The following is a 12,531-nucleotide window of genomic DNA, read 5'->3' as shown; positions in this document are numbered from 1 at the left end:
CGGCAGTTAATGTGCTCGCGAGCAATTCCCAATTGTGGGTGTCGACTGCGCGTAGGTAGGTGTATTTGAGCTTTTTAATTTGCTCGATTGCCAGTAAACCTTCCAAGCTTGATTGGCTCATAGTGTTGTCCATGTCTGCCCATGTATTATGTCGCCCTATATTAGGGCTACTCGCCTTCGCTGGGCATGGTCCAAATGGATGAATAGAATTCCAGCGAAAAAGTGAACCGGCTCCTGTGGGTTTTTGGTAAGCTGGCCACCGAATTTTATTAGAGGAGTTGTACTGGTGCGTATTATTACAGCGAATACCAATGGTATTCGATCAGCTGGCCGTAAAGGTTTTTTTGAGTGGTTGGCAAAACAAGATGCAGATATCGTCTGTATTCAGGAAACCAAAGCTCAGCGCGATCAGTTGGAAGACCCTCTCTATCACCCTGAAGGCTATACCACCGTATACTGTGACGCTATTAAGAAAGGCTATAGCGGCACGGCAATGTACTGTAAAAAGCCACCGAATAAGGTGACTACCGCCTTGGGCTGGGATCCTCTTGACAGCGAAGGGCGCTATATCCGTGCCGATTACGACAATATCAGTGTTATTTCAATGTACTTACCATCAGGTTCTAGTGGTGAGGAGGCGCAGGCCCGCAAAGATATTTTCCTCGATAAAATTTACCCCCATTTTCTTGAACTCAAGGCAAGTGGTCGGGAGTTGGTTATTTGTGCTGATTGGAATATCTGCCATAAAGAAATTGATTTAAAGAATTGGAAGGCGAATCAAAAGAACTCGGGCTTTCTGCCTCACGAGCGCGCCTGGCTTGATAAAGTTTATGACGAGGGCGGCTTTGTTGACGCCTTTCGCGAGATCAATCAAGAACCGGTGTATACCTGGTGGTCGAATCGGGGGCAGGCCTATGCCAATAATGTGGGGTGGCGGCTGGACTATCACGTGATTACGCCCGGCTTGGTGCCAACGATTAAGGCCGCAGACGTCTATACCGACGAGCGTTTTTCTGATCACGCGCCCTTTACGATGGACTACGATTACTCGCTTTGAAGTTTGGCCTTGTGTACTATGGCAGGCGTATTTTCAGTACTGCTGGCGCCTTGTCAGCAGTGTTATTCTAAGTAATTGTTTGATTGAGAAGGACGTGTAATGAGTTTTTTCATCTCCCAAGCCCATGCCCAGACAGCCGGTGCCGCTGGTGCGCCCCCAGGTGGCGAGTTATTTCAGATTGGCTTTTTGGTATTAATGTTTGGTCTGTTTTACTTTATTGCTATTCGTCCTCAGCGCAAGCGTCAGAAAGAGCATGCTGCCATGGTTGCTGCACTGGCCAAGGGTGACGAAGTTGTGACAACCAGCGGTATTTTGGGCAAAGTCACTAAAATTGACGATAGCTATGTTGTTCTTAGCGTTACCGATAATGTTGAGCTTAAATTCCAGCGCTCTTCAATTCATGCAGTACTGCCTAAGGGCACACTGAAAGCAATTTAAACATTGCCCGCGCTCTGCGGCCGCAGGGCGCTATTCTCTACAGGTGACAATATGCCTGATGAATCACGTCGAAACACCTCAAGTCCTGATTTTGTAAGCTCGATTAATCCGCCACGGCTGCATTTAGCTCAGCTTCCCACGCCCCTACAGCTGCTCAGTCGTCTCAGTGAGCGGTTTGCTGGGCCTCGTATTTGGGTCAAGCGCGATGACTTAAGTGGAAGCGTTTTATCTGGCAATAAAATCCGCAAATTGGAATTTAATCTGGCCCAAGCACTTGCCGAGGGTTGCGATACGGTTATCACCTGCGGCGGACTGCAGTCAAATCACTGCCGAGCCACGGCCTTGCTCTGCGCGCAACTGGGGCTTAAATGTCATTTATTGTTGCGGGGACGTCGAGCCGACAGCGCCGACGGCAATTTATTGTTAGATCAGTTGGCTGGTGCGGAGATTTCTTATTATCCGCCAGCGCAGTTTCAGCGCGAACTGGATTCCTTGCTCCGTGCTTGCCAAGAAACCTATGCGAAAGGCGGCCGTAAAGCCTTTATTATTCCTACTGGCGCCTCTGATGCGATTGGCGTGTGGGGCTATGTGCAGGCTTGTGCGGAATTAAAGGAGGACTTTAGGCGTTGTGATATTGATCCCAAACATATTATTTGCGCCACTGGCTCCGGAGGAACTCAGGCGGGGTTAACTGCTGGCGTTAGCGCCTACGCCATAGACGCCCAAGTTTGGGGGGTGAATGTCTGTGATGATGAGGCGTGGTTTGTAAATAAGGTCGATAGTGATCTCAAAAGTTGGGAAGCGCGCTATCAGACTGGCATAAATCTTGACTCACTTTCGGTTAAGGTGATTGATGGCTATGTCGGGCCTGGCTATGCACAAGCTGATACCGAGATTTTCCGCTGTATTGCCGATGTCGCCGCTACTGAAGGCTTGGTACTTGACCCAGTCTATACCGGGAAGGCCTTTTTCGGCATGTTGGATCAGCTTCAAAAAGGCCGTTTCGGCAGCACTGGTGATATTGTGTTTATGCATACCGGTGGGGTTTACGGACTGTTTCCCCAGCGCAGTCAGTTTGATTTTTTAAATATCTAAATTTTTTCACTTACAAAATACAACAATAAGGAAAGGGAATGGAGCAGATAAGCACAATAGTCGGGGCAGTTAATGGCGTGGTGTGGGGGCCGTTAATGCTGGTGCTCATACTTGGCACTGGCGCTTTCCTGATGGCCGGTCTGCGCTTAATGCCGATACGGCAGATTGTTCCTGCGTTTAAGTTATTACTGGCCGGTCGCAAGAGTGGGCCGGGAGAGGGTGAAATTAGCCCCTTTCAGGCTTTAATGACCTCGCTTTCTGCGACTATAGGTACCGGTAATATTGCGGGGGTGGCGACGGCGATAGCCCTTGGCGGGCCTGGTGCGCTGTTCTGGATGTGGTGTACGGCGCTGGTTGGAATGGCCACCAAATACGCGGAGGCGGTTTGTGCCGTGCATTACCGTGAGCAGGACAGCGAAGGAAATTTTAGCGGCGGCCCAATGTATTACATTAAAAATGGCCTCGGCAAGCGCTGGCACTGGTTGGCAACGTGTTTTGCCGTGTTCGGCGCCGTTGCTGGTTTCGGGATTGGCAATACTGTGCAGGCCAACTCGGTCGCTGATGCAATGAGCGGTGCCTTTGGCGTACCTGTTTGGATCAGTGCGCTGGTGATGTTTATTGGCGTGGGGCTAGTGATATTGGGTGGGGTAAAACGCATTGCCAGTGTCGCCGGTTATTTGGTGCCATTTATGGCAATTGCCTATATGGCGGTCGGTATTCTGGTGTTGTTAATGAATATTTCTGCGCTGCCGGGGGTGGTCGAATTAATATTCTACTCTGCCTTTAACGGTACGGCGGCGGTAGGTGGTTTTGCCGGCGCAGGTATTGTGGCTGCTATTCGTTTCGGCGTTGCTCGCGGCGTCTTTTCGAACGAAGCGGGTCTCGGTAGCGCGCCAATTGCCCATGCTGCGGCAAAGACCAATAATTCGGTGCGCCAGGGCATGATCGCCATGCTCGGGACCTTTATTGACACTATTCTAGTGTGCTCCGTCACTGGATTTGTGATTTTACTGTCGGGGGAGTGGCAAACTGGGGAAACCGGTGCGGCATTATCGGCAAGCTCATTTGAAGCCCTGATTCCCGGCGGACACTACATTGTTGCAGTGGGCTTAGCGGTTTTTGCTTTTACCACCATGCTGGGCTGGTCTTATTATGGTGAGCGCTGTGTCGTATACTTTTTTGGCGAGAAAGGGGTTAAGCCGTTTCGAGTTGCCTGGGTTTTAGCTATCCCTGTGGGTGCGATGGCGAACCTCGGTTTCATCTGGTTGCTGGCAGACACGCTAAATGCCTTGATGGCCATTCCCAATTTAATTGCCTTGTTATTGTTGAGTCCAGTCGTATTTCGCCTTACTAAAGAGCGCTTGCCCAGTATTCTTGCACAATCGTGACCAGGGCGAAGCGGGGCGGCCTTAGTTCGCCCCGTATCTCTCTTAGCAATAAAAGCGACTGACGCGTGCAGTGATTCGGGTAAACAATTCGTAGCTAATTGTTCCACAGTGCTCACCGACCTCAGCAGCGGGGAGGCCCTCGCCCCATAGAGTGACTTCGTCGCCAATGGCGGTTGCAGGTAGGTGACTAACATCAATTGTCATTAAATCCATTGATACCCGGCCGGCCACACTTGCACGTTGGCCATTGACTAAAACAGGGGTGCCGTCTGGAGCGTGGCGAGGGTAGCCGTCGGCATAACCGGCGGCCACTGTTGCGATGCGCGCCGAGCCACTTGCTCGCCAGCGGTGGTTGTAGCCGACGCCCTCATCCTTGGCCACCTCTCTGGTAGCGATGATTTTGGCCTTGAATGTCATAACAGGTTTTAACGCCAATTCATTGCTTAAGCGCTGAGTGGGGTCGTCGCCGTAAAGCATAATACCAGGGCGAACCCAATCGAGATGGGACTCTGGATGGCTGATAATGGCCGCCGAATTTGCCATGCTGATGGGGGAATTGCCCAGCTCTAGACTCAGCGTGCGCAGCTTTTGGCTCTGCTGCTGGGTCAGTCGCGCATCGATGTCTTCGGCGTCGCTAAAGTGGCTCATGTGCAGGATACTGCTGATGTGAGGTTTACCACTGAGCAAAAGGTGAGCTTCTCTAAACTCCGCCGCAGACAAGCCGAGACGGTTCATACCGATATTCATCTTAAGCCACACGCTAATGGGCTTCGGCAGTGGGGTGTTAGCGAGAAGTTTGGCTGAAGCGATATCATGAATAACGATATCCAGCTCAAGGCCGGCGCACGTAAGCAGCAAGTCCTTATCAACTAATGTACCCAGCAGGAGTAATGGGCTAGTGGGCATCGCGTCGCGCAAGACGCGAGCCTCACTGATCCGGGCAACGGCAAAGCCATTTACGTGCTGTTTTAATTGTTCGGCAACCCAGTGGGCGCCATGGCCATAGCCATTGGCTTTCACCATCGCTAAAATGGCCGCATTGGGGGCAAGCTGGCGCACCACGCTGGCATTGTGACGAAGCGCCTCGCTACTGAGTTCTATCCATGTTGTTCTATGCATAAGCACCGACTCAAAACTTTGTTGAATTTTAGCGGGCTTGGCCTGCCGTTAATAGCACGCCGGTGCTTACTTGGCGGTTTTTTACTGTATTCGGTGGCCGTTAGTGCCGATTGTCAAAATAGTGTTTATCCTAAAAACGCGGCCGGAGATCTATTCCCAAGTGCCGACGCCATTAAGGGTTTATTGGCGATTGAGCAGGGAACAGCAGGTCTCTGTGCTTTGCTAGCACAGGATCTGGCGCAATTATATTTTTGGGGCAGCGCTGATATCGGAGCAAATTTGGCAAAATCCTACGACTATGCGCTGCGCAGTCGTAAGGTTGAGCAGTGGCCCTATGATTTACGATTTTTACGCAGTGCTTATGTTCTTGCAGGCTTGGACGACAGCGATAGCGCAGAAGAAGCCCTGCGGCAATTTCAGCGAGAAATCGACAGCGGCGAGCCTTTGCGCCGTGACAAGGCGCTGGCGACGCTAAATCAACTGCTCAATATACTGCCGCCGTTAAGGCCAATTCAGGCGCTGATCTACGCTGATCGGCAGTATCGTCAGGTGATTGAGAGGCCCAATATTATTGCCGTACTGACGAAGCGTGGTCCGCAAATACGGCTTTTGCTCCGCCATGAGGGCACGCTGAAACTTGCCTGGGCGCGGGCGAGTGAAGTCGCTAATAGTAAGCGCGACATTGAGTTTGAGCCGGCGCTTAGGGGCTTATATCCCGAGCAAGCTGGTCTAACAGCGGCGGGGGAAGTTCGTGACAGCCGTCATCAAGTTTGGCGAACGCCAGATTCGGCACCGGACACTGGGGTATTAATTAGTCGATTTATTCAGCGCGATGGCAGTCTGTATGAGGCCCGCTGTACGGCGACCCATTTAAATGGCCGGTGGTTGATTTCAGCCGCGCACTGCCTATATGCGGCGGATGGTTCGCAAAACCTTGTGAGCCTTCGCTATATTGCGTCACCGTTAACGCTTGGTAATTCGATTTCGGTTGCGGCGGTATGGGTGCATGCCGGGCACAATCCCGCTGACCAGCTCTCGGGGGATGTCGCTCGCTACAGCGGCTCGGATGTGGCCCTCATTAAGCTGTCTACTGCACTGGCGATAAGCACCAAGCCACGTCTCGCGGCACCCAGCGATGATCGCGCAGGAGCGTGGGTAGACAGTTTTGCTTATCCCAGCGACAAAGAGCGAGACAGCTTATGGTTTTCGCGATGCCGGGCTGGATTATGGCTTCGCGGTGATTCATTGCTAAGCGACCTGTATAGCCTTGATTGCGTCAGTTATGAGGGCCAAAGTGGTGCAGCGCTACTGCAAACGATTGCTGGCGAGCCTCATATCGTCGGAGTTTTGTCGGCAAGAGTGCATAGTGGAGAAATAAATCAGCCGGTCTTTTCGGCATTAAATGGCGGGATTATTGCTGATATAAACCTCCTTATAGAGAGTGGGGCGAATAATTTAAAGATGTTTAGGGCGCTCGCTATATAGCTTTCTAGGTCGAGTGAGCGTGCAGTTTTCTTGCCTTAGCTTGGGCATCTTGTATAGTGAGCCTATCGCCCTTAGAAATACGTCTATGCCCAAAGGATTTGAGAATAAACTTGTTGTCGCGATTTCATCCAGAGCATTATTTGATTTGGATGAAAGCCATCGCGTGTACGAGGCAGAGGGCTTGGCGGCCTATCAAAAATACCAAATAGACCACGAAGATGAGGTTCTCGCACCTGGCGAAGCCTTTGGCATTGTCGAACGCCTTTTACAACTGAATGACTATTTAGACGACGCCAAAGTTGAGGTCATTCTATTGTCGCGTAATTCGGCGGACACCGGTTTGCGGGTGTTCAACTCAATTAAGCATTATGGTTTAAATATTAGCCGCGCCGCGTTCAGCGGTGGCGAGAGCCCCTATAGGTACGTTTCCGCCTTTGGCTGCCATCTTTTTTTATCTACCAATGCTGAAGATGTCCGCCGAGCACTTGATAGCGGCGTTGCCGCAGCAACCTTACTGCCGCGATCGAAAAAGACGGCCCAGCAGGGTAAGCGGGAGCTGCGCTTTGCTTTTGATGGTGACGCCGTTATTTTTTCCGACGAAGCTGAGCAAGTGTTCAAGCGCGATGGTCTCGACGCGTTTACCGCCAGTGAGGTCGCGGCAGCGAACACGCCCTTGAGCGGCGGTCCATTTAAGGCCTTCTTGGCAGCACTGAATAGCTTGCAGTCTGAGTTTCCTGATAATGCGCCGCCAATACGTATAGCACTTGTTACGGCGCGCTCAGCGCCAGCGCACGAACGGGTAATTAGAACGTTACGGGAATGGAATATTCGGATCGATGAGTCGCTGTTTCTCGGTGGTCTTGAGAAAGGCGAGTTTTTGGCAGCCTATGGTGCGGATGTGTTTTTTGATGATCAGCCTGGCCATTGCGAATCTGCAAAGGAGCATGTGTCGACTGGCCATGTCCCCCATGGAATTGCGAATATAATCGATAAATAGTGCTTAAATAGTCATGCTTGTGTTTGCTCTAACTTTGACTAATACAATAAAAATCAAGTTCATGTAATTTCAGATTGCGTTATTTTAAGGAGTAGTACCGTATGAAGTTGCAGCAGTTGCGCTATATCTGGGAAGTTGCGCACCATGAAATGAATGTGTCTGCAACCGCGCAAAGCCTGTTTACCTCGCAGCCCGGAATCAGCAAACAAATTAGAATGCTGGAAGACGAGTTGGGAGTTGAGGTTTTCGCCCGAAATGGCAAGCATTTGACCCGTATTACACCGGCAGGCGAGGCGATTTTAAAAACAGCTGGCGAAATTCTCTACAAAACCGAGAGCATAAAGCATATTGCTCAAGAGTTTAAAAACCCAAAAAAGGGCAGTTTGTCCATCGCAACCACCCACACTCAAGCGCGCTATGCGCTGCCTAAGGTGATCAAAACCTTTATCGACCGCTACCCCGAGGTGTCTCTGCATATGCACCAGGGCACACCGATGCAAATATCCGAGCTTGCTGCTAATTTTGGCGTCGACTTTGCGATTGCCACGGAAGCATTGGAGCTGTTCAGCGATTTAATTATGATGCCATGCTACCGCTGGAACCGAACCATTTTGGTGCCCAAGGATCATCCCCTGGCAGCGTTAAAAAACCTACGCATTGAAGATGTTGCGTTACACCCCATTGTCACCTATGTGTTTGGTTTTACCGGCCGCTCTAAATTGGATGAAGCCTTTTTAAACAAAGGCCTTGAGCCCCGAGTGGTATTTACTGCCACCGACGCTGATGTGATCAAAACCTATGTGCGTCTCGGTCTCGGCATAGGAATAGTAGCGGAAATGGCCTACGACCCTATTACCGATGGTGATCTCGTTGCGCTCGATGCCAGTCACCTGTTTGAGCCCAGTGTCACTAAAGTCGGCTTCCGGCGGGGCACCTATATGCGTAAATTCATGTATGACTTTGTCGAGCTTTTTGCTCCGCACCTAACCCCAGACCTTGTCGACAAAGCCTATCAATGCCACAGCAAGATTGAACTCGATGCCTTGTTTGCTGATATTGAATTGCCGATGTATTGAGGGAGCGTCGAAAGTCTGATGTCGGACGTCGGACGGAAATTCAAGGGAAATGTGTCGATTTTAGCTTTACGTCCGACATCAGACCGCTGACGTCCGACTTGGCCCTCAGCATTGCTTTATTAAGCCCAAGCCGTTAGATTGACGCGGTTTTTATTGCGTCCAGCGCATTTATTCATTTTCTTAGGAGTATTTTTGTGGAAATTGCTTGTCTTGACCTTGAAGGGGTATTGATCCCTGAAATCTGGATCGATTTTGCCGAGCGCACCGGTATTGAGGCCTTGAAGGCAACCACCCGTGATGTTCCTGATTACGATGTGCTGATGCAGCAGCGTCTGCGTTTGCTGGCAGAAAATGGTTTGGGCTTACCGGATATCCAGGCAGTGATCGCCGATATGGAGCCAATGGAAGGGGCGCGGGAGTTTCTGGATTGGTTGCGCGAGCGTTTCCAAGTGGTGATTCTTTCGGATACTTTTTACGAGTTCGCCGCACCGCTAATGAAGCAGCTGGGTTGGCCTACGCTGCTATGCCATAAGTTGGAAACTGATAGTTTGGGTAAAGTGGTCGATTACAAAATCCGCCAAGTTAACCCTAAGCGTCAAGCCGTGCTCGCGCTTAAGACCTTGTACTACCGGATTATCGCCGCTGGTGACTCTTATAATGACACCACTATGTTAGCGGAAGCTGATGCTGGTATTTTGTTTAAAGCGCCGGCCAATGTAATCAAGGAGTTTCCGCAGTTTCCGGCGGTTCACGATTATGAGGCGCTTAAGCTTGAATTTATTAAGGCTTCTTCGCGTAATCTGAGTCTGTAATAGGCTTTAAGCCCAGGTCAGCAAGCGCTTCGAGTAGCTTGCTGATCTTGGTTTCAGTTTCAATGAACTCTTCGTTAAGTACTGAGTCGGCGACTATTCCGCCGCCAGCCCATCCCGTTATTTTCTGTTGCTTACAAACAAAGCTGCGGATGGCGATATTGCTGTCCATCTTGCCGTTCGGCCCCAAGTAAAAAATACTTCCGCAATAAAGTGAGCGTCGGTGCGGCTCAATTTCGCTAATTATCTCCATCGCACGATGTTTGGGGGCTCCAGTGATAGAGCCGCCGGGGAAACAGTCGAGGAGGGCGCTAAATTCGCTACGTTCATCCCGCAATGTTCCGGTAACCGTACTGACGAGATGGTGGACGGTACGGAAACTTTGCAATTCACAGAGCGCTTCAGTTACGACGGTTTCGGCTTGGCAGCTCTTGCTGAAGTCATTGCGTAATAGATCGACGATCATGATGTTTTCGGCGCGATTTTTGGCGCTATTTTGCAGTTTGGTGGCCAGTGCTGAGTCTTCTTGTGGGTCATCGCTGCGCGCTGCTGTGCCTTTTATAGGTTGGGTTTGCAGTTGCCGCTCTTGCGCAGCGAGTAGACGCTCAGGGGATAGGGATAGAAACTGGCTGTCGCCAAAATCCATGTATGCAGAGAATGGCGCTGCAGCCGCTGCCCGCAATTGCAAATACGCTTGCCAAGGATCACCTTGGTAGGACGCGGTAAACTCGCGGGTCAAGTTGACTTGATAGCAGTCGCCCGCGTCAATATAGGCTTTGACCTTGTTGAAGGCCTTGGTGTAATCGTCTTTTTTAAGCGAACTTACAAAGGGGCTGGTAAGGCGAAATTTTTTCGCGCTCGGCGGTGCATCAATCGGAGTTAAAAGGGCGCTAAGTTCAGTGAGCCTCACTTGGCTTAGCGACGGCTGGGCGATCAATTCGCAGCGCTGTTGGTGGTGGTCGACGAGAACGAACCAGGGGTAGATGGCGATGTGAAACGTGGGGATCTGAGCGCTGGGGCTCAAGCCTAGTTGTAATTCCTCGCCAAATTCATAGCTGAGATAGCCGATAGCGCCGCCACTAAAAGGCAGAGTAGGGGAGTCTATATAATCGCGATCAATGCGCTTAAGCGTGCTTGCTATCCTAATGCTTAAGGTGTCTTTATCGCTATAATCTATTGTTTTTGAAGAAATAACCTCTTCTGGTTCAGCGCAAATGATGTCCCAGCGGCCGCGATCGCTGTGATCGGCCGCGCTGTCTAAATAGACCGGCAGCGGCAGATGCTTAACTGCGGCAAAGTAGCTGCTGCTGTCGCGGCGATAGGGTAAAGGTATGCGGCAAAGGCTAGCCATGGAGTGTTGCTCAGAAGTAATACAAGACAGCGGACAGTGGCCGATTTTACGTGCTATGAGCCTGAAAAATCTAGCGTTTTATCGTGTTTAGGTGTTGTCTAGGATGGCCGTTCAGATTGACAGAGCGGGCTGTTCCCAGTACTGTTAGCCGCCGCTTTGAGAAACACCAAGCCGTCAACGCACCACACAGAACGGTTAGTTCTCATTTTATCCGCAATTCAATATGCTTGCAGGCGTAAGCCCCCCCAGTTTCTGAAACTTCAGAAACGCATAAAAGGGCACGCATGCGGTATGTTCGCGGGTTAACAATTAAATGTAGCTGGAACTGACAGGCATGACAAAAATAGCAAAACTCACTCCCTCATTAGAAAACCCCTTCGAGCAGAAATCTGAGCTTGAATTCACTGTTCCCGGTCAAATTGATTACGACCCCGGTCTTTATGAAGCAGCGCTAAAAGCAGGCTATGACCTGCAGCAGCGCCCCCGTAAAATGGCGGGTGTGAAGGGCTTCCAAAAACAGCACGAAAAGAAGCGTATGTCGATCTGGGAACGGATTGATGTTTTAGCTGACGCGGGCACTGAACCGAAGATCCTTTATCAAAACTGGGGCAAAAACCTTGATGGCGCCTCGCTGGTAACTGCAGTGTTAAAAGTTAACGGCCGCGATGTCGCTATTTACGGCCACGACTTTACCGTCCGTGCCGGCTCGATGGATGCCACTAACGGCACCAAACTGGCCAATTTATTCCGCTTGGCGGGCAAGCTGGGTATCCCACTGGTTGGTATGAACGATTCCGCGGGTGCTTATATCCCTGCCGGTGTAGGCGGTCTTGACGGCTATGCTGAAGCGTTTACCGCATTACGTAAAATCAACGGTGTTGTACCGTCGATTATGTGTATGTTCGGCTATAACGCCGGCGGCGGTTCCTACTTGCCGCGTCAGGGGTCGTTTGTTATTCAACCCAACGACACCTTCTTCGGTTTGACCGGTCCCGGCGTTGTTAAGTCGGTGCTAGGCGAAGATGTTACTGCTGACGAACTGGGCGGACCAAGTGTTCACTCTAAGTCCGGTGTAACCGACTTTGTAGTGCCGGACGAAGTTGCGGCGCTGCGTAAAGTGAAAGAGTTACTAAATTACCTGCCGAGTAATAGCAGCGAAGCACCGGCTTTTCAGCCTACTTCCGACCCGATTACCCGTAAAACTTGGGATATCGATCTGCTTTTAAAGAAAGCATTTAATAGCCCCACTGGTTTTAACACCCCCTTCGATATCAGCATTATTATTCAGCAGATGTGTGACCACGGCGATTTCTTTGAAATCCAGCCTGAGCGGGCTCGCAATACGGTCTGCGCGCTAGGACGTATGGGCGGGAATGTCGTTGGTTTTGTCGCCAATAACTCAGCGGTGGCCTCTGGCCAAATCGATATTGACGCGGCTTATAAAAATGCGCGTTTTATCCGCTTCTGCAATGTTTACAATATTCCGGTGATCTTCATGGAAGACACCACTGGCTTCCTGCCTGGTAAAGAGCAAGAGGCGGGCGGTATTGTGCAAGCTGGCCGCGCCATGCTCGACGCCATTATCGATCTGCGCACCCCGCGCTTTTTGATGATTGTGCGCAACGCCTTCGGCGGTGCTTACGCGGCGTTTAACAACTACCCAACAGGCGCAGATTTTGTTTGCGCGCTGCCCACCACCCGCTTAGCGGTAATGGG

11 protein-coding genes are annotated in these 12,531 nt (G+C 50.9%); 9 read left to right on the top strand and 2 right to left on the bottom strand.

All coding sequences use genetic code 11. The features are described 5' to 3' along the window. Positions 1-286: 286 nt before the first annotated feature. From ABYT30_RS08850 to ABYT30_RS08835, 4 genes are all read left to right on the top strand, one after another. Complete coding sequence (locus tag ABYT30_RS08850) at positions 287-1,057, top strand: exodeoxyribonuclease III (protein WP_373080169.1); 771 nt, start codon at positions 287-289, stop codon at positions 1,055-1,057. A gap of 99 nt (positions 1,058-1,156) precedes the next feature. Continuing rightward, positions 1,157-1,495 (top strand): preprotein translocase subunit YajC, encoded by a 339-nt coding sequence (gene yajC / locus ABYT30_RS08845; protein WP_373080168.1) that lies wholly within the window; start codon positions 1,157-1,159, stop codon positions 1,493-1,495. Positions 1,496-1,546: 51 nt separating this feature from the next. Further along, complete coding sequence (locus tag ABYT30_RS08840) at positions 1,547-2,590, top strand: 1-aminocyclopropane-1-carboxylate deaminase/D-cysteine desulfhydrase (protein WP_373080165.1); 1,044 nt, start codon at positions 1,547-1,549, stop codon at positions 2,588-2,590. A 47-nt stretch (positions 2,591-2,637) separates the two neighbouring features. Beyond that, on the top strand, positions 2,638-3,978 hold the full coding sequence (locus ABYT30_RS08835; protein ID WP_373080198.1) for an alanine/glycine:cation symporter family protein: 1,341 nt from the start codon (positions 2,638-2,640) through the stop codon (positions 3,976-3,978). Positions 3,979-4,020: 42 nt separating this feature from the next. Here ABYT30_RS08835 and alr read toward each other — a convergent pair whose 3' ends face one another. Beyond that, the gene (gene alr / locus ABYT30_RS08830; protein WP_373080162.1) at positions 4,021-5,097 is read right to left on the bottom strand and encodes an alanine racemase; all 1,077 of its coding nucleotides are present in this window, start codon (positions 5,095-5,097) and stop codon (positions 4,021-4,023) included. Between alr and ABYT30_RS08825 the strand changes: the two genes are divergently transcribed. From ABYT30_RS08825 to thrH, 4 genes are all read left to right on the top strand, one after another. Next, complete coding sequence (locus tag ABYT30_RS08825; RefSeq protein ID WP_373080159.1) at positions 5,092-6,582, top strand: serine protease; 1,491 nt, start codon at positions 5,092-5,094, stop codon at positions 6,580-6,582. The two genes, alr and ABYT30_RS08825, sit on opposite strands and share 6 nt — an antisense overlap. Positions 6,583-6,667: 85 nt before the next feature. Continuing rightward, a complete protein-coding gene (locus tag ABYT30_RS08820; RefSeq protein WP_373080157.1) occupies positions 6,668-7,579 on the top strand; it encodes a 5'-nucleotidase in 912 nt (303 codons plus the stop codon). Positions 7,580-7,680: 101 nt separating this feature from the next. Beyond that, positions 7,681-8,655, top strand: coding sequence for an HTH-type transcriptional regulator CysB (cysB, locus tag ABYT30_RS08815; RefSeq protein WP_373080155.1), 975 nt, complete (start codon positions 7,681-7,683; stop codon positions 8,653-8,655). A gap of 194 nt (positions 8,656-8,849) precedes the next feature. Next, positions 8,850-9,467 (top strand): bifunctional phosphoserine phosphatase/homoserine phosphotransferase ThrH, encoded by a 618-nt coding sequence (gene thrH / locus ABYT30_RS08810; RefSeq protein ID WP_373080154.1) that lies wholly within the window; start codon positions 8,850-8,852, stop codon positions 9,465-9,467. Here the strand turns inward: thrH and pabB are convergent. Then, the gene (gene pabB / locus ABYT30_RS08805; RefSeq protein WP_373096066.1) at positions 9,436-10,815 is read right to left on the bottom strand and encodes an aminodeoxychorismate synthase component I; all 1,380 of its coding nucleotides are present in this window, start codon (positions 10,813-10,815) and stop codon (positions 9,436-9,438) included. The two genes, thrH and pabB, sit on opposite strands and share 32 nt — an antisense overlap. Before the next feature lie 334 nt (positions 10,816-11,149). Here pabB and ABYT30_RS08800 point away from each other — a divergent pair. Further along, positions 11,150-12,531, top strand: a 1,382-nt coding sequence (locus ABYT30_RS08800; RefSeq protein WP_373096064.1) for an acyl-CoA carboxylase subunit beta, incomplete at its 3' end; no start/stop codon positions are given.

The sequence above is a fragment of the Zhongshania sp. genome (assembly GCF_041623545.1).
In the GTDB taxonomy this organism is placed as follows: domain Bacteria; phylum Pseudomonadota; class Gammaproteobacteria; order Pseudomonadales; family Spongiibacteraceae; genus Spongiibacter.
This window is presented reverse-complemented; position numbering and strand designations above follow the sequence as displayed.